Raw genomic sequence first — 22,098 nt, 5'->3', positions numbered from 1 at the left:
GAGAAAGACAAATATGAATTTCAATAAAAGAGAATTGATCTCTTGGAGATGATTTTATGAACAGCCCAGTGTATCAAACTGTGATAGTCGGCGGTGGTTTTACAGGGTTATTTACAGCTTTACACCTCGCTCGCGAACATTATCCTCGCTCTGTTATTCTGATCGATAAAAACGAACGCTTTTGTTTTAAACCATTACTTTATGAGTATTTCGATGGTGAAATGGATACTTTTCAAGTGGTACCGCGTTTTTCAGAATTACTGAAAGGGAGTGGCATCATTTTTGTACAAGATACAGTTCAATCAATAGATTTGCATCAACAGGAAGTCAAATTAGCTTCAGGAAACACCTACAACTACAGCAACTTGGTGTTAGCTTTAGGTAGCGTGACTGGATACCACGGAGTTGAAGGTGCGAAAGAGTACGCATTTCCTTTCTGGACACAAGCTGATGCGATCGCTCTCGAGCGTCATTTACGCGATTGTTTGCAAACAGCAGTTCAAACTGACGATCCCGAACAACGTCGGACATTGTTAACAACAGTCGTGGTTGGTGGTGGTGCTTCCGGCGTGGAAATGGCAGCTACCTTAGCTGATTTTCTCCCGCACTGGTATAGCGCTTTAGGAGGAAATCCTGATGAAATCCGGGTGCTCTTACTCAATCACGGTGAAAAAATCCTTGGAGGCGATATTAACGATCCCCTGCGCGTAATTGCCGAGAAAGAATTACAAAACCGTAGCTTATCAATTGAAATCCTTACCGGAGCAGAAGCTACTGCTGTTCAACCTAACGCAATTGAATATAAAAGCAACAATCAAGTTAAGACACTGCCAGCAAGCACTACAATCTGGACAGCCGGCACTTCCATTCATCCCTTGATTCAAAACTTACCAATTCCTAAAGAACATCAGGATCGTCACGGACGTCCCCTAGTGACTTCCACTATGCAACTGCTAGACTTTCCAGAAGTTTTTGCAGGTGGTGATTGTGTAGGAGTTGGGGATAATTCATTACCGCCTACAGCGCAAGTCGCTTATCAACAAGGAGCTAATATTGCTAGTAATTTGAAAGCTTTAGCATTAGGAGAAGAACTTAAACCTGCTAAGGTTAATATTCGCGGAACTCTCTTAAAATTAGGAATAAATGATGCAGCAGCTAACTTGTTTAATGTTTTTGAAGTGGCAGGTGAACCCGCGCACTTAATCCGTCAAGGCACTTATTTAACATTACTACCAACGCCAATCCATGATTTCAAAGCCACGACTGAATGGCTCGATGAAGAGATTTTTCACCGTCACCTTGACCCTCATGATGTAGGGAAAAAAGTGGTACAAGCAGTAGAATTCATTGGTGCTGGAGTTGTGGGCGTTTTAGCTGCTCGAAAATTATTAAAAATGTTGGGCGACGAAGATCGAAGAGGACAAGAAGACGAGGAGATTAAGATTTAATATAGCAATCCTATTTGAGAGCCGAACAGGGGGGATAAGGGGGATAAGGGGGACAAGGGAGATAAGGATACCGTTGGCGAATTCCCCAAACAGCTAAACTGAACCGATTAGTTTAGTCATGAAATGATTGAGAACCTTCTGAGCAGTTTTATACCCAGATGCAAGATAACCTAATTTCAGTTGGGACAAAACGCGAGCGCGTAAAATTTCAAGTTCTGAAGTCGGTGGCAAACCAACAGGCTGTTTTGCGCTTGTGGTATTAAATATCTGAGAGTAGATTGCTTGCCTCACTCATACAATGGAAAGCTTTCTGCTCAACACTTAGTATGACTGAGCAAACTGGCGATCGCCCTGACTAACACCTCTGGTTCCACTGGTTTTGACACATGCTGTTGAAACCCAGCAGAGAGTGCCTGTTGTTGGTTAAAATCCCCAGCGTAGGCAGTAAGGGCGATCGCTGTTACTTGTCCGCCCTGCTCTTTTGGCAACGCTCTCACTTGTTGTATCAGCATATAGCCATCGGTGTCTGGCATCCCAATGTCACTGAGCAGTACATCCGGCTGCGATTGCATTAACATTTTCAATGCTTCATCGGCAGTCGTTGCTGTTATCACGTCTGCTCCAGCTTGCTCTAACACAAAGGCAACAAATTCCCGTGAATCCGATTCATCGTCCACAACCAAAACTTGAATACCGTTCAAATCAAAAGATGACTCTGACGAGCGACTGTTCTGATTGGCGGTTGCCTGTGTCGGCATGAGTGGAAGCCTGACGGTAAAGGTTGCACCCATTCCCACCCCTAAACTTTCAACCCCAACTGTGCCCCCGTGCAATTCAACTAAGTGCCGCACGATAGCCAGCCCTAACCCCAGTCCACCGAACTGACGCGTGGTTGCAGCATTCGCTTGACGGAAGTGGTCAAACACATAGGGCAGAAAGTCAGGCTCAATTCCCTGCCCGTTATCACTCACTGTAATCTGGGCATAGGAGTCAAGACTTTCTAATCGAATGTTTACCCGACCCCCGTTGGGCGTGAACTTCACCGCATTTGAGAGGAGATTCCAAATCACTTGTTGCAACCGAGTGGAATCACCCAAAACCAGACCCACATCCGGTGCAAAGCTTGCTTCTACTTGAATTAATTTGGCTTGGGCTGCTAGCCGTACTGTTTCCATTGCCGCCTCAATAATGGAAACAAGATTAACTACAGCCACATTCAGGCTAAGTTTACCGCGCAGAATCCGGGATACATCCAAAAGGTCTTCAATCAGTTCAGATTGCAGCTTGGCGTTGCGTTGAATCGTTGCTAGCGCTTGGGCAGTCTTGGCTTCATCTAGTTTTTTACCCAGGAGTAAAGTAGACCAACCCAGAATCGGATTGAGGGGCGATCGCAATTCATGGGACAACACCGCCAGAAATTCATCTTTGATCCGGTTGACGCGATCGGCTTCTGCGCGTGCGGCTTGCTCGCGGGCAAGGAGTTGTTCTCGTTCTGCCTCAATACGTTTTTGCTCAGTGATATTGAGGACTGTGCCGACGAAGCGCTGTGGTTTACCAGTCACATCAAAGTAAGCCTGCCCTCTTGCCGCAATCCACCGTTCAACTCCATCCTGAATCCCGAGCGTGCGATACTCTACGTCATATTTACCGCTGCTGGCTGGGTTCAAAGTCCATTGCACCACTTGTTCTAGTCGATCGCGATCGTCAGGATGCAGCCCAGCAAAAAAGACCTCAATGCTGCTTTTAGCTTCGGGGGGTAAACCAAACATAGCTTTGCACCCTTCATCCCAAATTAGTTGATTGGTGACGAGATTCCAGTCCCAGGTACCTAATTGGGCAGATTCAATCGCCATCCGGAAGCGGTTTTCGCTATCGCGCAAGGCGGCTTCGGCATGAGCACGTTCAACGGCTGCCCAGGTTCGCTCTGCGGTTTCTTCAACTAGTTTGACCTCGGTTTCGGTCCACTGACGCGGCGTGGATTGATGAACTGCAAGCAGAGCGACGAATCGATCGTTTTTAATCAGTGGCACATCAATGTGCGCGGCAATATCAAGTTCGCGGTATCTCGCCTTCTGGGCATCCGTATATCTCGGATTATTGGGGATGTCGGTTACAACCAGGGGGTGTCCAGCCTGATGATCGACGGTTAGGTTACGTCGGTAGTCTTCCAAACGGTATCGTCCACTCAACTGAGCTACACCATTGGTGTAGTTGCGATGAACGATGACCTCCTCACCATCTGACACTATCTCAGTGTAAATGACACGAGTTGCCTGCAAAGATTCACCCAAAATGCGAGCGGCGATCGCTTGAATTTCTGAAGCATCGGTGAGCGGGCGGAGGGCATCAGCCAGAGAGATACGGAAGGCATCCAATTCGGCAGTTCGTCGCAAAATTTCTTCTGTCCGTTTACGACCGCTTAGATCGACGGTGACTGCCAGTACACTGCGTGGACGACCCTGCTCGTTGTCGAGGCTCTTGAGGCTGCTGTTTGCCCAGACAATCGTTCCATCTGGACGCAGGTAGCGCTTGTCGAACGAGACTGGCTGGCCCGTTTCAATCAGTTGTTCAAGAGCCTGGAGGCTTTTGAGTACATCATCTGGGTGGGTAACATCAGGTACGCTTGCACTCAGCATCTCCTCACGCGAGCGCCCCAGCATCTTACAAAGCTCGTCGTTGACCCGCTGGAAATAACCCTCAAGTGAGATTTCACACAGTCCTACTGCGGCTTGTGAAAAAATTGCGGATAAGCGCTCCTGATTTTTGTGACCTTCCTCTTCAATTCGCCTGCGTTCAGTGATGTCCCGTGAGACGCACAACAACCGTTCAACTTGCCCCTCTGCCCCCCGAATCGGAGTCAGCTTGACATCCCACCACTTTGGTTCGCCAGCCAGAGTGGGGCAATAGCCCTGGAAATTGCCCACTCCACCTGCTTTTGCCATATCAAGAGCATCTAACGCTGCTTGTCTGTCGTCAGCCTTTTGCCAGAACTCAACCCAAGCAGTGTTCAGGAACGGGTCCATCTCCTGAATGCCGATCGACGCTTGCCCCCTTTGATTCATATATAAGAGCCGCCCTGACAAATCCAATATTTTGATGCAGTCATCGCTGCTGTTTAGGATCTGCTGATTGAATGCCTCACTTTGGCGCAACGACGTTTCTGCTTGTTCTTGCTGCGTGCGGATTTCCTGCTCTCGCCGCAATGCTTCCTGTGCCGTCTGCCGCAGATGAATACTCTGCAACGCAGCGGCAGTAAATCCCGTAAGACTGGTCATTAACCGTTGGTCTTCACGATCGAACTGTCGCTGCTCGTGATGAGAAACAATCCAGATGGTGCCGAGCGGTTGATTGTTCACGTACAGTGGAAACAGCAATCCCTCAACGATGGGTAATTGGGGATGATACAAATAGGTAAAATAGCGTTCGGGATACGCGTAGAGCTGCGGACAACCGCAACGGATCGTTGTGCCACAAGGACTAAAGTTGGCTGGTGTGGTCGTTTGCTCTAAGGATTTCAATGACCCAGCGATCGCCACCCAGCGAAAGACAGAAGTACCACCCGGTACAGTCTCTAGAAGACTAACTCCGGCTGTATCGGCTTGGCACAGATCCTTGGCAATCTGCACTAGCGTTCTGAGCAGGGACTGCGGCTCTTCCATCAGTTGTTGAGACAGCGTCCGCAAAGCTTGGTTTTCTGCCACTAAATCGGGTTGTCTTGTTGGACGCTCCATCAGCACCGCAGTCATCAGAACATCGGCTTCGGCGATCGCCCCACTGCTATTTTGAGATAGCTCCTCTTCGGAAAAAACAGAGTGATTTTGGAAACGGTCTGTCATACAGTCTCCGTCTTCACTCTGAAAAGTACTTGACTAAGAGATCCTTGCCAGAATCACCCATCTCATACAGCAAGTGCTCAATCTGCTTCAACGCGAGCGGTAAGGGCTTTGTCCGTCCGTTTTCCCAGCGGTTCACGCTTTGAAAAGAAACTCCTAACGTTGCAGCAAACTTGACCTGCGAGAGTCCCAGGCGTTTTCGGGTTTCACGCACAAGATCTGCTAGCTCTGATTGGTCGATTACAGGCATAACGCACGAACGGTCGAATGCAGCCTTATTAGATATACCATGTGATATAACCTTTTTCTTTCTATCGCTAGGTATAGAAGATAGATCTGTCATTTCCATGTATTACACGGAAAATCTGCCGTTTTTATGTTAAGCAATATTTCGCCAACGGTATCAGATAAGGGGGACAAGGGAGACAAGGAAGACAAAGAGGACTTCCCAATTATTGTTGCAGACGGGTAATGACACAATGCATAACCTTGATTTCATTAACAATTCGATCCAGTTCTATGGATAGAGGAGTTTGTTCTCGAACGGCTTGTAATGTAGGAGTTAAAGTGTTGGAATTTTTGGCGATTTCTGATAAACGAGCTGCATGTAGCTGTGCAATTTGGTCGTGAATTGCTTCAAGATAGATATCCAGTGCGGGTAACTCTTGGGGTCGTTGTCTCTGCACAAGGGCATCTGCTAAGTTTTCCAAAACTCGAACAATAGTATCAGCAAGTCGTTTGAGTTCGGTAAATTGGTATTCACCGCTAAATTCCCGCAGATGTTCTGCCAGAGTTGTCACTGAACTGAAAAAGCCACGAATGTATATCATCAGTGTCATGACAGGCTCAATTTCTCCCCGAACGTGACGGGGTTCGCTAAACAATCGTTCAGCAGCGGCGGTCGCGTTGATGTTCTCTAGTGCTGCTTGATAGCGTAGCGTATTGATAGAGTTAGCAGATCCATTCCGTTCCAGATGAAGATAGTTAGCAATGACCTGTTGAAAGTAGGCAAGATTGGCTCGAATTGTTTTCTCTAGTTGTACGGGAAGTTGCTGTCGTTCCCAACTTGGGAAAAGTAAATAGCTTCCAAGCAGTGCTAAGACACCTCCAACTAGGCTATCAAAGATTCGCAGTACTCCAACCTTCCAGCCACCTGCACTAATAACGTTAAGTAGCACTACGATCGCAGGAGTGAGCAGTGTGATAAATAAGCTGTAGCTCAATGCTCGCACAGACATAGCAGCAAATACGAGCACCAAGAAACAGACTGCGATTGCCAATGGATTCTTAATGAGTAAAACGAGAGCCATCCCAATAATGCCACCCAAAATAGTACCAATGACTCTTTGTACTGTTGTCTCAGACGTTCCACCAAAGTTAGGCTTAAGTGCAACTAACGCTGTGAGCGTTATCCAATAACCTCTAGGTAGTTGCAAGAGAGAGGCAAGTAATTCGGCAAATGTTGTTATCAATGCCAAGCGCAACGCATGACGAAACAGAACTGAATCAAAAGTAAAGTTATTTCGCAGGATGTCAATAATTGAAGTCCGTTCTGATTGGGCTGGGGGAGAAATATCCCCTTGAGCAATGCTGAGTGGTTTTCCCTGTCTTAAATCTGTCACAAGCTCTGCATCAGTGTGAATTTGCTGTGCTAGGTTTGTCAGACTGACGGTTATCTTCCTCAAATTGACGACCTCGGAATATTCTTCCGTTTGAACTTTTATGATTTGATTGCGGATTTGAGTGCGGAGAACTTGCCACTGGTATTCCAGCGCTTCAATCGTCCGATCCAAATCCCCCAAGTCAACGAAGTTTTTTCCTTTGGCGATCGCTTTTGATAGCATTTGCAGAGCAAGTGCCAACTGTTCTATTCCTTGCTGAATTTCCTTCTGTAATTGAGAAAATAATTGACCTTCAGATGCAATTGCTAACAGTTCGCTTAGTGCTGCAACAGAATTGACAATTTTATTGACATCCTCAATCAACAAGAGTAGGTGATTTTCCCGTAGGTTCGCTCCTTTTTGTACAGTCCACATCGTTGTCCAAATGCTACGAGCAGATGTCATATCTTGAATGACGGTATCTTGAGCTTGCAAAAATCGCTGTGCCCATTCCTGAAGATCCTTTGGGTTCAATGCTCTCTCGCTTGCCAAGCCTGCAAATTTACTTAACGAGAGATAGCAGTCAGCGACTTTCTGCATTGGAGATACATCAGGAAGCACCGCCCACAGTCCTAATGACAATACGGTTGTCCATGTTCCACCAGCCAGACACAGAGCACAGTGTTGAATGAGAGTAGACCAGTTGGAAAATGAAGCGAATCGAGCAAGCGAGACGACAAACGCGATCGAAACGATCGAACCTACGGATGCAGCTACGCTACCATACAAACCCGCTAAGCCCGTTACAAAGATTACAAGGAATGTCGTTGGGACAGCTAACCAAAGATGACTGCTTACCAGACTCGCTATGAGAAACACTACAGTGGTCCCAATCGTAGCTGCTATCATTGCAGTTGCTCTTTGGCGGTAGGTTCCATCAACATTTACCATACCAACGAACCAAGCTGCCATGGTGGCGATCGCACTTGCAGCAGCATGACTAGTTATGATTCCAACTGCAACAGGGACACTCAGTATAAAAAGACTACGCAATCCAGAAGAAATATTGGGCTTACCTGGCTTGAGTTGAAACTGCTGCAACAACCAATTGAGAGGATGTCGATCTGTAAATGACATTATTCATCTGGCGACTGGAAAATATTGAGATCGCCTCTTAGAGAATTTTAGCGGTAGCTCACTCTATGAAGGAATATGCCTTTTGAGGGGATTTAACTACAAGTTTTGAGATTGATTTTTAGATAATATTTCTATTTTTTTTCAAGAGTAAAAATATTACTGCTTTCGGTTGACGCTAGTTTCATTGTGCTATGGCACCTTTGAAATAATTAACAATGTCAAGGTCAATAATTGAGGGCAGTGAATTAGTATATCTCATGTTTCCACTTTGGTTGCAAGCAGGGTTTTGGGGTTTGGTTGGTGGTTCAGCGCTGCTTTTGGGTTCTGCGATAGGTTACTATGCCAAAATTCCTCAACGGGCGATCGCCGCAGTTATGGCTTTTGGTGCTGGCGTGCTTATTTCGGCACTGGCGTTTGAACTGATGGATGAAGCTTATAAGCGTGGTGGCTTTGACTCAACAGCGTTCGGATTTGTAAGTGGTGCAGTTGTGTATACGGCTGCCACATGGTTTCTATCCCATCAAGGTGCGAAGCATCGCAAGAGATCGGGCAAACAACAGCCATCGGAAGAGGAAAACAGTGGCAGCGGACTGGCGATCGCCGTAGGCGCATTACTAGATGGCATTCCTGAATCTATCGTAATTGGTGTGAGCATGATTGGCGGAGGAGTTGTCAGTTGGGTTACGGTGGCGGCTGTGTTTCTGTCTAATGTTCCTGAAGGACTTTCGAGTGCCGCCGGTATGAAAAAAGCAGGACGTTCAACGGCTTACATCTTTGGCGTGTGGGGAGGTATCGCCATGATCTCTGGTATAGCAGCGCTTCTGGGTTATGCTTTGTTCAGTCACTTTTCGGCAGAAGTTATTGCTGCAACGACTGCTATAGCTGCAGGTGCTATTTTGGCAATGATTACAGACACTATGATTCCAGAAGCTTTCGAGCAAGCACATGATTTTGCTGGACTCATCGTCGTCTTTGGATTTCTGGCTGCTTTTGTCCTGAGCAAACTCGCTTGAAAATTAGACCTTACACTTTGATTTGATTTTGTGGAATGACGACAGTAAATTGAGTTCCCACTCCCACCTCACTCTCAACAAAAATTTCTCCCTGGTGCAAATCCAGACATTTTTTCACCAGGGCTAACCCCAATCCCGTACCGAGAATTCCTTTCACATTACTGCCTCGCTTGAAAGGCTCGTATAATTCTTGTTGAATTTCTTTTGGAATACCAATGCCAAAGTCTCTCACTTGAAATGTCACTGCTTCAGGTTCGCATTTCAAAGTAAAATAAACATCTTTACTTTGAGGAGAATACTTAATAGCGTTGGAAAGTAGGTTACTCAGAATAGAGTAAAGTAACTTTTCATCGACTCTAGCGTGAGTGCAGTTTCCTTGTTTGTCAAACCTAATAACAGACTGAGAGGGACTCATAATTTGCATATCCTCAATTAAATTAAGACAAAAAGTTTGCATTTCCACGAGTTCGGGTTTGTACTCCACCTTTCCCGCTTCTGCTCTTGCTAAAGTTAGAATATCTGAGAGCAGTTGAGTCATTAATTTAGCTGAAGATTGAATGCGATAAAGATTTTTGAGTTTCTGCTTTTCAACGATTAACTGAAGGCTTTCTTCCAAAAGTTGTGCCGAACCTAAAATCACGCTTAAAGGAGTACGAAATTCATGAGAAGCCATGGAGAAAAACTGAAGCTTGAGTTCACCTAGTTCTTTTTCTTGAGCTAGCTTGTTTTTAAGATTTTCTGCTTGCTGGCGCTTATTCATTTGTCGATAGAGTTGGCTGTAAACCCCAAATAGAATAGCAAAAGTGAAAAAAGTTCCTAATATTTCAATTAGCATTCTAGACTGAATGATGAACTGAAATTCTTGCACCCACACTTCTAGTGCCTGTTTTTCCTCAAGCTGCATTTGGTCAATAATTTGTTGCAGTTCGGTTAAATTGCGCTTGCTAGAAGCGGCGAGAGTGGTCTGATCTGGTGTAAAATAATTACCTTTTTGGTAAAGTTCAATAGACTTTTGGGCAATAGCAATTCTTTGTTGTAGAAGGGCTTCTAGCTTTGTTATCTGTTCGTCACTTTTGATATTGTTTTCTAACAATTTTTGCAATTTTTTAAGTTTTAGTTCGATTGTTTGAGTTGCCTGATAGTAACGCTTTAACTCTGACTTATCTCCCAAAAGAATATAACCGCGTCGCCCTGAGTCAGCATCATTTAAGGTGGCAGTAATGCCAATTAGAGTTTCTAGCACTTCATGACTTTGTTTGACTTTGTCTGTGCTTTTTTCTAAACTAGTTGCATTTTGGTAAGAAATACCACTTATGACAGCCATAACTGCCATTGCGAGACCAAACCCACCTGCAATCCACTTTCCCTCAAAAGACCACTTCATCATGTTTTATGCCTGCTAAAATTTAAAATCCGAAATCCAAAATCTTAAATTCTCAATAATGCGTATTTTGGTAGTTGAAGATGATGCCCAAATTGCTGATATGCTAGCGGAGGCTCTAACCAACCGTCAGTATGTGGTGGACGTGGTACAGGATGGCGAAACAGCATTGAACTATGTTCAAACTCTAAATTATGACTTAATTCTGCTAGATATAACTTTACCGAAACTAGATGGAATTGGGTTCTGTCAACAAGTGCGTCATGGTGCTAGAGCGATCGCAGATGATGGGTGTAACTTTTCCATTCCCATCCTCATGCTTACCGCTCGCGATACCGTAGCAGATAAAATTGCAGGGCTGGATGCTGGAGCAGATGACTACATGGTCAAGCCCTTTGACCTCGGGGAACTTATGGCTCGCGTGCGGGCGCTCTTGCGTCGAGGAAGTTCTAGAGTCGGAGCCAAACTTTTTTGGGGGAATTTGTGCATCAGTCCGAGTACCTACGAAGTTACCTATGAAGATCGGTTTGTCAATTTGACTCCAAAGGAGTATGCGATTCTGGAGCTACTGGTTTCTAGCGGTCGTCGAGTCTTAAGTAGACCGGGAATTATTGAACGAGTCTGGTCGCTAGAAGATCCACCCAGTGAGGAAACGGTAAAGTCCCACATCAAAAGTTTGCGGCAAAAACTTAGGGAAGTTGGTGCGCCAGATGATTTTATTGAGACAGTTCACGGGCTGGGTTACCGTCTCAAGCAGCTTTGATTCTACCCGATTTTTACCCGATTTCTCCCTACATTTTCAACTTTTTTTGAATAACCTAACAACATAGAATTAACTCCTCTAACATCACACTCGATTCTTGTGTTAATGCAAGAATCTTTTTTTATTTTTGTTACCAGTTACTGGTTACTGTTAAAGAGGTGAGTATGGCAATATCTCTAGACAAATCAGTTATAAATACTTATCAATCTTCTCGCACTCAATGGCATCACGTTCATTTTAGAGAAGTTGCTTTTTTGCTTGATACAAATATAGAAACGGGTTTGGCGTCTGCTGAAGTTGAACGCCGACAAACTGAAGTTGGGCTGAATGAATTTACCAACAAACAAGGTAAAAGCATTTGGTTGCGCTTAAAAATGCAATTTTCTCAGCCTAATTTGTATATTTTAGTACTCTTGGGAGCCATCGAAGCTATACTTGGTTTCCGGACATATGCGATCGCATTTTGGGGTATGGCAATCCTCAATGCTGTGATTTTGGATCTACAGGAATCGAGTGCGGAAAGGTCAATTGCTGCTGTTGTAGAAGCAGTAGCAAAAAAAGCAAATGTAATACGTGATGGCAAAAAAGTTCGCATCCCCGCTCAAGAATTAATACCGGGTGACTTAGTACTCTTGAACGCAGGCGATCTGGTTCCGGCTGACCTGCGGCTTGCGAGTACGCACAACTTGCAAATAAATGAGTTTTCTCTCACTGGTGAATTAGAGCCCGTTCAAAAAAGCACTATTTCTCTCAATGAAAATACGCCTTTGGCTAAGTGCTGTAACATGGCTTATGCGGGAAGCTTTGTCATTTCCGGACAAGGAAAGGGGATTGTTGTAGCCACAGGGAACAGTACCGAATTGGGGAAAGTATCTCGTTGCGTAAAGCAACAAACTCGCTTGAGTACACCTTTCATGTGGAAGTTTAACTACTACAGCCAAATTTTGCTCTATATGGTGCTGGTACTGGCAAGCTTAACCTTTGTATTGGGGTTGGGACAAGGACGCTCTTGGAGTGAGATGTTTGAAGTGGTCGTGGCGCTGGTAGTGAGTGCTATTCCTCAAGGATTATCTGCAGTACTAACCATCACTCTAGCCATTGGGGTGGCGCGAATGGCGCGTCGTCATGTCCTTATTTGCAAACTTCCTGTGGTGGAAAAACTGAGCGGTACTACTGTCATCTGTTCTGACACGGAAACGCTGACAGAAAACCAGATGACTGTACAACTTATTTGGGCTGGTGAGCAAAGGTATGTAGTAGATGGTTTGGGTTACAGCTCAAATGGGACAATCTGGGAAACTGGAAATCGTCAACCCGTTCATTTTGGCGGACGATTTTTGAATTTTGGCTTGGGAAAAACAAGTGAGTCAGGGAACGACCTTAACTTCAAACAGCACAATCCTAAAATCAACATTGCCCTACGCGAATGCTTGATGGCTGGTTTGCTGTGCAATAACTCTCACCTAGAACCCAAACAAAATCAATGGGTTGTGGTCGGCGATCGCACTGAAGGCGCGTTAATTATTGTTGCCCGCAAAGCTGGTTTAAGTCAATCTAGCCTTACAGAAGTCATGCCCAAGCTGGATGTGATTCCTTTTGAATCTAACTTCCAATCTATGGCAACTTTACATGGAACAAAAATCAATGACAAGCGTAAAAACATATCATCCTTTATTTCCGATTCTTCAGAAAAAAGGATTTATGTAAAAGGTTCGGTGGAAGTCATTCTCAACAGATGTCGGCAAATGTTGGATTCTGACGGAAATCTCATTCCCTTCAACCGCGTATCTGTGGAGCTTGAAGTCGAAACGCTCGCAAAGCAGGGATTGCGGGTGCTGGGATTTGCCAAAAAGTTGATGGGAGATAACTGTAACTCCCTAGCTCGCGAACATCTAGAATCAGATCTCATTTTTATAGGATTGCAAGGCATATTTGACCCACTGCGAAAGGAAGTGTTTACCGCCGTCCGATCTTTCCATTCTGCGGGAATTCAGGTAAAGATGATTACCAAAGACCATATCGTTACGGCGGTAGCAATTGCCAAAAAACTGGGGCTGCAAAACAAAAATCAATTGTTAGCATTTGAGGGACAACAGCTAGCACGTATGAATGCAAGGGAACTCGCACAAGCTGCACGAGCGGGAGTCGTTTTTGCTCGGGTAACTCCCGTTCAAAAGCTACGTCTTGTGGAAGCGTTGCAGTCTGAGGGTGAGATTGTGGCAATTGCAGGAGATAAGGTGAATGATGCTGCGTCCTTAAGACAGGCGAACATTGGCATTGCAATGGGTGATGCGGGAACGGATCTTGCTAAAGAAACGGCTGATGTACTGCTAGGAGATGACAATTTTGCCTCTATTGAAGCAGCCATTGAGGAAGGACGAACAATCTACCAGAATCTGCGTCGTGCGATCGCATTTATCCTACCTATGAATGGTGGAGAGTTAATAGCAGTTTTACTCAGCGCTCTCATGTTACGAGAAATCGCACTCTTACCTCTACAAATCCTGTGGCTGAACATAGTTAACTCAACCGCTTTGGCTATCCCTTTGGCGTTTGAACCTAAATCCCGTCAGATGATGTTTCCAGATGCACGCCGTTGTCACAAACCTTTGCAATCCCAGCAGATTTTCTGGCAGATTTTGATTGTGTCTGCGTTCAACGGCATACTGCTTTTTGGAATGTATGAATGGATATTTCAGAAGACAGGACAAGTTGCACTAGCTCGGACAATTGCAATCCAGATGTTCATGGCTAGTAGAATTATACATTTATTAAGTATCAGTAACTTAGGGAGTACTATTACTGCCAAACTCAAAAGTCAGGCAATATCAATTCAAAATTCTCCTGCGATCGTTATCGGCATTTTCTGCACTCTTGTCTTGCAAGTTCTCTTTAGCCAGTGGAGTTTTATGAATGCTCTGTTTGGCAGTGTACCTTTGAATCTAAACCAATAGTTAACTTGTTTGATTTCTGCCTTAACGTGAGATTATGTAAATGATAAATTTCAATACCTTGAATTCATGAAATGAGGGACGCACCCTGTTGCACATACCGTGCAAATAAATTTTGACACAGCTTGTTAAGTATTAACCTGCTGTGAATTAGCTGATTTGCGTCCAATGATTTGGTAGATCGACATTTTCTGGTAAGCGGGTTGTCACATCACCGGAAGCGACTGTAATCTGATGCGGTTCTAAATTTTTAACGCCTGTAAGGATGGCTCCTTCAAGTTTGACATCACTTAAGTTTGTCATACTGAGATTGGCTCCTAGAAGGTTTGCCCCGCAAAGATTTGCTTCATCCAGAATTGCCATTTGTAAGTTTGTCCCCATAAGGTTCGCGCCATAGAGGTCAACTTCGCGAAGACTAGCTTCCGAGAGGTTGGCAAAAAAGACTTCTGCGTGCTGTAGTTTGGCTGCATTCAAATTTGCTTGTTGCAGGTTCGCTCCATTCAAGTTTGCTTGTTGCAGGTTCGCACCAATCAATCCCGTTCCCTGTAAGTTGGCTTTTCCAAGTTTTGCCCCTTGTAAATTCGCAAGAAATAGCTTTGCTCCTTGTAAATTCGCAACTTTTAAATTGGAGCCGCACAAATTCGCTTTATATAAATTTGCTCCTTGTAGGTTTGCTCCACGCAAACTGGTTCCTGAAAGACAGGCTGAGCGTAGGTTTGCCCCACATACCCAAGCACGATTTAAATTTGCCCCGGAAAGATTGGCTTCCTCCAAATTTGTTGATTGCAGGTTGGCTTCGTACAACACAGATCCGCAGAGTTTTGCATTCTCCAAATCTGCTTCGGACAAATCCGCACCGCGCAAGTCTGCTTCACTTAAATCGGCTCCCCGCAGGTTTGCTTGTTGCAAGTTAGCTTTGTGCAGGTCAGCCCTCTTTATGTCAGCATTCCGCAAATCAATTCTTTGGTTGGGTAAATCTCTCTCTGCTTCGCGCCTGCCAATAACAGTAAGCGCTGCTTGAATATCTGTACGAATGTTTAATCTTTTCTCAAAACTTGCATGTTGATATTGCTCGACGGAATTCTCTCGCACAAAAGCAGTGAGTATTTCCATAATTGTCCAATATTCTTTGGGACAATCTTGAGCCACTCTTTCTAAGGTATAAATCGCACCTGTTCTTGTGGCAACACTTTCATGACCGAGTTGAGTAATTGCAGTCATAAATTTTTCTGCAATCAGCTTTTCTTTGGCTAGTTGAGTGTTTTGTATCTCAATTTCATTGCTTTTTTCTGCTGCGATCGCTCCTGCTCTGCTTGCTTCTACACGTTTTGCGGCAAAGTAAGCATTCATCATCACTACCAATCCCAGAAAGAAAGTGGCAGTTGTTGATATTGCTTGTGTTCTAGTTTCTATTTTTTGTTCTGTTGACAAGCCCTCCATTTTGGTAAATGCTAAGCAAATGAGGATTGGTGATAAACTAAACGTCGCGGCGAGCGCTATCAACCAAATTTTTAAAGGGTCTGTTTTCTTGGCAGACATAGTAGTGGTATTTCTCACAACACGGGAGTTTTACGTAGATTATAGGCGAAAAGAGTATACTATTTGTCTCCAAATAGCAAGATCTTTCCCTAAAAAAAGTTACACTGATTCTTATAGACTCAATGATATAAAAACTCTCGTGACTGAATAAAATCAATTAGAAAATCATGAGTTAGCATATAGGTTTCTGCCTGGTAGACACTTATGTGCATCATGAGACGTTTATTTGATAGCTAATGTTGCCTTCGCAAATTAAAAAGCCAGAACTACGAAGGCAAAAGCATTAAGCGGTCAACTCTTCGCGGTCACTGTCAACAGAACTTGTTCGTATCTTTTACCAGCAGTATCCCAAGTAAAATCTGTTTCTACGAGCTGTCTGCCGTTCTGTGATAATTCCGAGCGTAACTGCGGGTTTTCAAAGAGTTGGCTGATGGCATTAATATACTCAGCTGGTTGATTGGCTCGTAATGCTCTGAGTGGTACACCGACTCGATCCACAGCAAGTCCTTCTAAACCGCGATCGCCTGCAACAATCGGTGTACCTGCAGCCATTGCTTCTAAGGTTTTATTTTTGATACCAAATCCCGTCCGCATGGGAATAACGCAGACAGTTGCTTGATGTAAATAATCTACCATTGAAGGTACGCGTCCGGTAACGGTAACTCCGGGTTTATCTCTAAGTGCTAAAACTTCTGGTGCGGGACGAGAACCAACGATATCGAAAGTTGTATCTGAGTAAATCTTTCGCAGTTCTGGCAAAACTTCATTGCTGAAGAAACAAACAGCATCAATATTTGCTAGATTATCCATCGCCCCTATGAAAATTAAGCGATGTCCGCCCGGATCGGTAGTCCGTTGAGGAAATGAATCTAAATCAACTCCATTGGGAATCACTGCAATATCGCAATTCGGCTTGAACTCCTGCATTTGCACCCTATCTTCTTCCGTCGTAACCACAATGTCTGAGAATTTAGAGCAGTAGCCTTGCTCGTAGCGACGTAAAAGAGGTAGATAGAGTTTATCTCTTAGTTTATTTTCTGAGATACCAGTTTCTAGTTGGTTGCGACAAGTCCCATAGACAGAGCTGTGAATGTTAACTACTGTTTTAATCTGTTTTTGAAAATAGGGACGCACATAAATTTCATTCACGCTGTGTTCGCACGTTACGACATCACATTTTCCTGTTTGTACAAAACTTTCAATCCAATTGCTCATTTCAGGAGAGTAACGGTTTAAAACACTAGGTGGCGTACCTTTAGAGAGGAAAGTAGCAAAACGTTGAGCTTTCTTCAGTATTCCTCCGGATGTACTTACGTCTTGCGGGCGATTAAAAAGAACAAGATGAGAAACACTCTCTCGCAATTCTTTTATTTCCGTCTCTGTAACGTCAGGTTCTCTTTGAGTGACTAGGGTGATATTATGCTGTTGACAGAGGTATTTCAGTAAATTATATGTTCTTACTTGAGTTCCACCACGTGTTGGCGGATAGGGAAAAGTAGAAGATACCATTACAATTTTCATAGAGTGTTAGGTTGTATAAAGGTCGCTAGTAAGAGGACAACACACCCTATTTTTAAATCAGTTTTGTTAATATTGACAAGTCAGTTATTAAAGCACCCTAGTTTTTGGATAAATTAAAATGATAATGCAAATGTTTTTATGTAGAGACTTTATCTTGTTACAACACTATTATATTTATATGAAGTCTTATTATGAATAATATCGGTATTTATACTCTAGCTAATGACAAAACTTACGACCAACTTGTAGCATTACTTAATAGTATTGAAGTCAATGTTAGCCCGGATATACCTATTTGTATTATTCCTTATGATGACAAACTAGAGCTTGTCAAGCAAGAAATTCAATCTAGAAAAAATGTAACCATTTTTGACGATCCTGAAGCCCTTCAGCGATGGGACGATTTTGTCAACCAAGTGTGGGATGCTCATCCAAGAGCTAAAGAATCTAAATTAAACCGTCCGGGCTGGTATAAAGGATTTGTTCATAGAAAGTTGGCTGCATTTGATGGAAAATTTGAAAAATTTGTTTTTTATGATGCTGATAGTTTAGCAATGAAACATTTAAATGATGTGTTTGCCAAATTAAACAGCTACGACTTAGTCTTTGATGATTGGGAACATGCTAAGCCAAAAAAAGTTATAGATATCAAATTAGAGGATATTTCTAGTGTCACTCATTTTACAGAAGACCAATTACGATCTAGAATTCACTGCAATAGTTTTTTTGGTTCCCATCAAAAGCTCTTTGATAGTACACAATTAAATGATTTCAAAGAACGTCTGATTGAAAAACGGGAAATTGAATGGATTAAAAGCAAGTTTTGGTGGTCGAGTTCGGCTTTATTTAATTACATGACTATTGATTGTAAATACTCCATGTTTAACTATACCCTCAGTGCTAACAGTCAAGATAGAACCGGTAACTGTGCTAATGCAGATGAGTTTGTCAATATTAATAATGTTCTTTACAATCAAGAGGAGTTAAAAGCAATTCATCGCCTTCACTATATGAGTTACTCCTCCAATGATTTTTCTAGATTGTGTAAAGGAGAAGATGTTGAGATTTGTTATAAAGATGAGTTTTTGCATTACCGCTTTCTCAAACAGCCAGAACTCAAACCATTAAAATTAAAACTTCCTGGCGTTTGGTCAAAAACTTATTGGTATATCAAAAAAGCTGTCAGTAAAGTAAAAAGATCAATTATCTAATTTTTTATCGGAATATAATATATGTCTAAAATTAGTGTTTGTATACCAACCTTTAATCGAATGAATCTATTACCACATGCTATTGAAAGTGTACTCAAGCAAACTTACCAAGACTTTGAATTAATTGTGTGTGATGACGGTTCTCAAGACGGTACACCTAACCTCATGTCCCAGTACACAGACAGCCGTATCAAGTATATTCGTCATTCGCAAAATATTGGTAAAAGCAATAATATGCGTTCTGGCTTTGATGCAGCAACGGGTGACTATTTTATTAAATTTGATGATGACGATCGCTTAACTCCAGAATTTCTGTCACGGACTGCTGCTATTCTCGATAAAGATTTGAGTATAGATTTTGTTGGTACAGATCATTGGATTATTGATATTAATAATTTGCGGGATGAAACCAGAACTCAAGAAAATTCTCGCTCTTGGGGTAGGGCGAGTTTGTCAGAGGGTGCGATCGATAATTTATTAGAAGTTGTGTTTGTTAACCAAAGTTTTCAAATAGGAGCCACTTTATTTCGACGTGCTACCTTACAGGAGTTGGGATTTATGCAACCCAATTGGCAGAATTGCGAGGATAACGATTTGTTTGTCAGGCTGGCTTTGGCAGGAAAAAAGGGTTATTATCTACCAGAGTTATTAATGGAATATCGTTTCCACCCACAACAGCAAGGTATCGATCGCGCAATTCCATATCTCAGCGATAAAATCCGGTATTTGCAGAGTTATAAATTTGAGACTGAAAAATTAGAAAAAATTAGGCAACAGCGTCTTGCAGAAACCCAATTGTTATTAGGTTTGCGGTTAATTGAAAAGGGGGAAACACAAAAAGGACGCAAGTTAGTGTTGGCTGGTCAATCTTTTTCTACAGCTAAAGCATGGATTGGATTAACTTTGTCAGTTTTACCTGTCAAGTTACGTCCTCAAGCATTTGGTTTGTTAAGACGGGTTAGGGGCTAGGGTTGCGCGATCGCCAACAGTGTCCTTACAAAAAAAGTCAAAAAGACCAAGGTTTGGGAGAATCCTGACATCAATCTAAATATTATTACTTAAGTGTACGTAAATTTTTCCAAGCTGAGTCTTGACAAAATCTACTCGTTTTTAAGTTGTCATCAACGAGCCAATCTTTGCAATATACTTCCGTACTCCTCCCGATGTTACTAACTTTAAATATCAATTAAAAAGGAAGAAATTACACAGAAAGGAGACAGGGAATAGGGAACGAGGAACGGAAAATTCCCGTTCTTTATTCTCTATAGAAAACATATGAATATTCTTTTATTGGGTTATTATGGATTTAAGAATATTGGGGACGATTTATCTATCCAAGAACTGATTGAAATTTTCGCCAGTCAAGAAATTATTAAAAATATATTTGTGTTTTGTGAAGATACATCTTATGAAAGCACAAACACTAAAGTTGTCTTTTGCAATACTCGTAAATTATCAATCCTTCAAAAAATTTTTATACTTTTTCAAAGCGATTATTTAATTTGGGGCGGTAGTACTTATAACTTAAAAGACAGTTCTAATAAATTGCTGATGATGCAACAATTTGCTAAATTGGTAGGTAAGCGCTTCTGTTATTTGGGTGTAGGTTTAGAATCTTTTAGTATCGAAGAATTGACAACGAAAGCAAAGGTTTTGAAAAATGCAGATATCTTGTATTTAAGAGATAAAAATTCCTATAACTTGGCTGTTTCTAAAATGGATTCTATTAAAGCCTATTTAGGAGGTTATTTAGCATTTTTAAATCCGGACAGATATGAAAAGTGGATTAAAAGCGATCGCGCAAATCAAATACAAAATATTTCATTTACAGGCAATTTCTGGTGGGGTGAAGGAAGGGCTGAGTTCTATTCACAACAGCTACTTCCATTGATTGAAAAGTTTAATGCAGTGATTCATTTATTACCTGCTCAAGTGGGTGTGGAAAAAAACGATAATAAATTTCATAAATTACTGAAGAACTACTTACCTGATAGAAATTGCAAGATCCACTCATGGAGCCAGCCACAAGATTTTGTGGAACTTCTCAGCCAAATGGATTTTCACTTTGGAAATAGGCTTCACTCTGTCATGCTTGCCGATCTTCTTGGAATACCCAATATAGGTATTGATGAGTATGTTTCTAAAACCTCTAAAATAAAAAACTATATTGATAAAACAGAAATGTTACCCCTACACAGGATGTTGAATTTTATGGAGCCAATAGATATTTGTGTCATTGAAAAAATATTCCATGAATATCAAAGACCCAGTGAATTTATTTTGAACGAGTCGAAGACAGCAAAAGAAGGGGTAGAGTTGGTTTTGCAAGAGCGATCGCAAACGAGTTTTTCAATATTTCCCGTACTAGTTGGATTGCGTTCGTGAACGACCCCACAAGGAGCGGTGGGCTCCCAACTTTACAGAAGCTCACCTCATCTTGGGCTTGCGTCCTTGAATTGCTCCTATGTCCTCAACCGCCATGTGAAATTTATGCCAACACCATTACCAAACCAGGGAGTTTGCACCAGACACATCACTTTAATCTGGATGAACTCTGCTATCTATTGGCTCAGACACTCCTCTTTAAAGCATTGTGTCCAACATATCTTCTCCCCGTACACGCGAGCGGTTATCGTCGTACCGCATCAAAGTTTCTATCTGGATGTATACTTAGCTCTTAATTGTTTATATTATTTTATATAACGTTTTTCTCGTTACCTGTGTGTAAAGTTATTCACTATGCCATGATAGTAGATGAGAGTTAATTCGGTTAACAGCTTTTGTTTTTAGTATTAACAGGCTTTGTTGTTTTTGGTATTGGCAAACTTTTCTCCGAAACTTAAGTCTCCACACATTTATAATTTCGGAGACCTTGTATGTCAGTTTATATAGGCAATCTTTTTTATAAAGTGACAGAAAAAAGTCTGAATACTGTGTTTGCAGAATACGGTTCTGTCAAATGAGCGACTGCCAAAAGACGAAGACGAGTAGCTTTCTATTATTTGAACAGAAATGGTGAACTTATGGCAACACTAAATTATAAACTAACCGGGAAATATCTCCCACCGCAAATATGTATTTTGGGAATATGTTTTGTCCCTGGAGCGACTGAAATTAGCAGCGAGCAAGTAAGTGAAATACGGAAATTTATTAAGAGCGATCGTTTGCTTCAGCATTATTTGGAGCAGAAAATTCTGAGCATCCAAGAGTGAAAATTTACCCTTTCTTCTTAAGGGTTGGAAAGTTGCTTGTAAGAGGATGTTTGGAAATTTTTCATTTTTACTATTCTTGGCGATTACTTATACCCATTCCCGAAATCTTTGAGACAAATGCGAGCCCCCCAACCCCTCTACTAATAAGGGTTTGGGGGGCTCGTATACAGCAATTATTTGGTGAAATGCTATTACAGGCTCAACTTGTGACAAATGGTAACAATAAGGTTTTTATGCGATTTTCGGGTACTAAAGCAATTTTTTTATAACCCTACAGTAAAAAGGCTTTCAAAGATTATGGCGCGGCTCGTGTCACGCCCGCCACTTTTACCCTTGGGTTCTTATTCAAACTCACGTTACTTTAAATGTTTGGTAAAAAATGACGTGATGACCCACAACATTCATTTTGTATTGGTTTTTAAAAGTAAGAAGTGATATAAAGTATTAGCTTGAGTTATGATTCATCACTGTATGCTACTTACTGAGAA

At 42.4% G+C, this 22,098-nt stretch carries 14 protein-coding genes and 1 pseudogene; 9 read left to right on the top strand and 6 right to left on the bottom strand.

From position 1 onward, the window contains the following. Nucleotides 1-56: 56 nt before the first annotated feature. Complete coding sequence (locus AB0756_RS32605) at nucleotides 57-1,448, top strand: NAD(P)/FAD-dependent oxidoreductase (protein WP_038082824.1); 1,392 nt, start codon at nucleotides 57-59, stop codon at nucleotides 1,446-1,448. Between the two features lie 314 nt (nucleotides 1,449-1,762). Here AB0756_RS32605 and AB0756_RS32600 read toward each other — a convergent pair whose 3' ends face one another. The 3 genes from AB0756_RS32600 to AB0756_RS32590 all read right to left on the bottom strand — a co-directional run bounded on the left by AB0756_RS32600 (nucleotide 1,763) and on the right by AB0756_RS32590 (nucleotide 8,019). After that, nucleotides 1,763-5,284, bottom strand: coding sequence for a PAS domain S-box protein (locus AB0756_RS32600; protein WP_050045889.1), 3,522 nt, complete (start codon nucleotides 5,282-5,284; stop codon nucleotides 1,763-1,765). Between the two features lie 13 nt (nucleotides 5,285-5,297). Beyond that, the gene (locus tag AB0756_RS32595; protein ID WP_038082860.1) at nucleotides 5,298-5,531 is read right to left on the bottom strand and encodes a helix-turn-helix domain-containing protein; all 234 of its coding nucleotides are present in this window, start codon (nucleotides 5,529-5,531) and stop codon (nucleotides 5,298-5,300) included. A 202-nt stretch (nucleotides 5,532-5,733) separates the two neighbouring features. Beyond that, a complete protein-coding gene (locus AB0756_RS32590; RefSeq protein ID WP_038082826.1) occupies nucleotides 5,734-8,019 on the bottom strand; it encodes an FUSC family protein in 2,286 nt (761 codons plus the stop codon). A 215-nt stretch (nucleotides 8,020-8,234) separates the two neighbouring features. On the opposite strand from AB0756_RS32590, the gene AB0756_RS32585 reads away from it, so the two are divergent. Continuing rightward, entirely contained in the window at nucleotides 8,235-9,032 is a 798-nt protein-coding gene (locus tag AB0756_RS32585; RefSeq protein ID WP_237265897.1) for a ZIP family metal transporter, read from the top strand. A 10-nt stretch (nucleotides 9,033-9,042) separates the two neighbouring features. On the opposite strand, the gene AB0756_RS32580 is transcribed toward AB0756_RS32585, so the two are convergent. Beyond that, on the bottom strand, nucleotides 9,043-10,419 hold the full coding sequence (locus AB0756_RS32580; protein ID WP_336604375.1) for a sensor histidine kinase: 1,377 nt from the start codon (nucleotides 10,417-10,419) through the stop codon (nucleotides 9,043-9,045). A 55-nt stretch (nucleotides 10,420-10,474) separates the two neighbouring features. On the opposite strand from AB0756_RS32580, the gene AB0756_RS32575 reads away from it, so the two are divergent. Together AB0756_RS32575 and AB0756_RS32570 are read left to right on the top strand one after the other, a co-directional pair. Then, nucleotides 10,475-11,176, top strand: a complete 702-nt coding sequence (locus AB0756_RS32575; protein WP_038082829.1) for a response regulator transcription factor — start codon at nucleotides 10,475-10,477, stop codon at nucleotides 11,174-11,176. 164 nt (nucleotides 11,177-11,340) lie between these two features. After that, nucleotides 11,341-14,130, top strand: a complete 2,790-nt coding sequence (locus AB0756_RS32570) for a cation-translocating P-type ATPase (protein ID WP_082051717.1) — start codon at nucleotides 11,341-11,343, stop codon at nucleotides 14,128-14,130. A gap of 147 nt (nucleotides 14,131-14,277) precedes the next feature. Here the strand turns inward: AB0756_RS32570 and AB0756_RS32565 are convergent, their stop codons facing one another. Then, nucleotides 14,278-15,666: a pentapeptide repeat-containing protein gene (locus AB0756_RS32565; RefSeq protein WP_038082831.1), complete on the bottom strand. Its 1,389-nt coding sequence runs from the start codon at nucleotides 15,664-15,666 to the stop codon at nucleotides 14,278-14,280. A gap of 291 nt (nucleotides 15,667-15,957) precedes the next feature. Next, nucleotides 15,958-17,187 (bottom strand): glycosyltransferase family 4 protein, encoded by a 1,230-nt coding sequence (locus AB0756_RS32560; protein WP_038082833.1) that lies wholly within the window; start codon nucleotides 17,185-17,187, stop codon nucleotides 15,958-15,960. Between the two features lie 191 nt (nucleotides 17,188-17,378). Here AB0756_RS32560 and AB0756_RS32555 point away from each other — a divergent pair, with 191 nt between their 5' ends. From AB0756_RS32555 to AB0756_RS32535, 5 genes and pseudogenes are all read left to right on the top strand, one after another. After that, on the top strand, nucleotides 17,379-18,398 hold the full coding sequence (locus AB0756_RS32555; protein WP_038082835.1) for an Npun_R2821/Npun_R2822 family protein: 1,020 nt from the start codon (nucleotides 17,379-17,381) through the stop codon (nucleotides 18,396-18,398). 21 nt (nucleotides 18,399-18,419) lie between these two features. Next, a complete protein-coding gene (locus AB0756_RS32550; RefSeq protein WP_038082837.1) occupies nucleotides 18,420-19,367 on the top strand; it encodes a glycosyltransferase family 2 protein in 948 nt (315 codons plus the stop codon). Nucleotides 19,368-19,673: 306 nt separating this feature from the next. Further along, nucleotides 19,674-20,783 carry a polysaccharide pyruvyl transferase family protein gene (locus tag AB0756_RS32545; protein WP_038082839.1) on the top strand — a complete coding sequence of 370 codons (1,110 nt, stop codon included), beginning with the start codon at nucleotides 19,674-19,676 and terminating at the stop codon, nucleotides 20,781-20,783. A gap of 491 nt (nucleotides 20,784-21,274) precedes the next feature. Continuing rightward, nucleotides 21,275-21,358 (top strand): annotated as a pseudogene (locus AB0756_RS32540) (RNA-binding protein); the annotation flags it as partial. A gap of 63 nt (nucleotides 21,359-21,421) precedes the next feature. Further along, nucleotides 21,422-21,610 (top strand): hypothetical protein, encoded by a 189-nt coding sequence (locus AB0756_RS32535; RefSeq protein WP_038082865.1) that lies wholly within the window; start codon nucleotides 21,422-21,424, stop codon nucleotides 21,608-21,610. Nucleotides 21,611-22,098 lie beyond the last annotated feature (488 nt).

This window comes from Tolypothrix campylonemoides VB511288_2 (assembly GCF_045999855.1).
Classification (GTDB): domain Bacteria; phylum Cyanobacteriota; class Cyanobacteriia; order Cyanobacteriales; family Nostocaceae; genus Scytonema; species Scytonema bouteillei_A.
The sequence above is the reverse complement of the archived record's forward strand: the minus strand, read 5'-3'. Positions and strand labels throughout refer to the sequence as shown.

Excerpts from the sequence above, each read along its gene's own strand:
- AB0756_RS32605 (WP_038082824.1), top strand. The coding sequence starts at position 57 with ATGAACAGCCCAGTGTATCAAACTGTGATAGTCGGCGGTGGTTTTACA.
- AB0756_RS32545 (WP_038082839.1), top strand. The coding sequence starts at position 19,674 with ATGAATATTCTTTTATTGGGTTATTATGGATTTAAGAATATTGGGGAC.
- AB0756_RS32585 (WP_237265897.1), top strand. The coding sequence starts at position 8,235 with ATGTCAAGGTCAATAATTGAGGGCAGTGAATTAGTATATCTCATGTTT.
- AB0756_RS32550 (WP_038082837.1), top strand. The coding sequence starts at position 18,420 with ATGTCTAAAATTAGTGTTTGTATACCAACCTTTAATCGAATGAATCTA.
- AB0756_RS32590 (WP_038082826.1), bottom strand. The coding sequence starts at position 8,019 with ATGTCATTTACAGATCGACATCCTCTCAATTGGTTGTTGCAGCAGTTT.
- AB0756_RS32575 (WP_038082829.1), top strand. The coding sequence starts at position 10,475 with ATGCGTATTTTGGTAGTTGAAGATGATGCCCAAATTGCTGATATGCTA.
- AB0756_RS32555 (WP_038082835.1), top strand. The coding sequence starts at position 17,379 with ATGAATAATATCGGTATTTATACTCTAGCTAATGACAAAACTTACGAC.
- AB0756_RS32570 (WP_082051717.1), top strand. The coding sequence starts at position 11,341 with ATGGCAATATCTCTAGACAAATCAGTTATAAATACTTATCAATCTTCT.
- AB0756_RS32560 (WP_038082833.1), bottom strand. The coding sequence starts at position 17,187 with ATGAAAATTGTAATGGTATCTTCTACTTTTCCCTATCCGCCAACACGT.
- AB0756_RS32565 (WP_038082831.1), bottom strand. The coding sequence starts at position 15,666 with ATGTCTGCCAAGAAAACAGACCCTTTAAAAATTTGGTTGATAGCGCTC.
- AB0756_RS32595 (WP_038082860.1), bottom strand. The coding sequence starts at position 5,531 with ATGCCTGTAATCGACCAATCAGAGCTAGCAGATCTTGTGCGTGAAACC.
- AB0756_RS32600 (WP_050045889.1), bottom strand. The coding sequence starts at position 5,284 with ATGACAGACCGTTTCCAAAATCACTCTGTTTTTTCCGAAGAGGAGCTA.
- AB0756_RS32535 (WP_038082865.1), top strand. The coding sequence starts at position 21,422 with ATGGCAACACTAAATTATAAACTAACCGGGAAATATCTCCCACCGCAA.
- AB0756_RS32580 (WP_336604375.1), bottom strand. The coding sequence starts at position 10,419 with ATGATGAAGTGGTCTTTTGAGGGAAAGTGGATTGCAGGTGGGTTTGGT.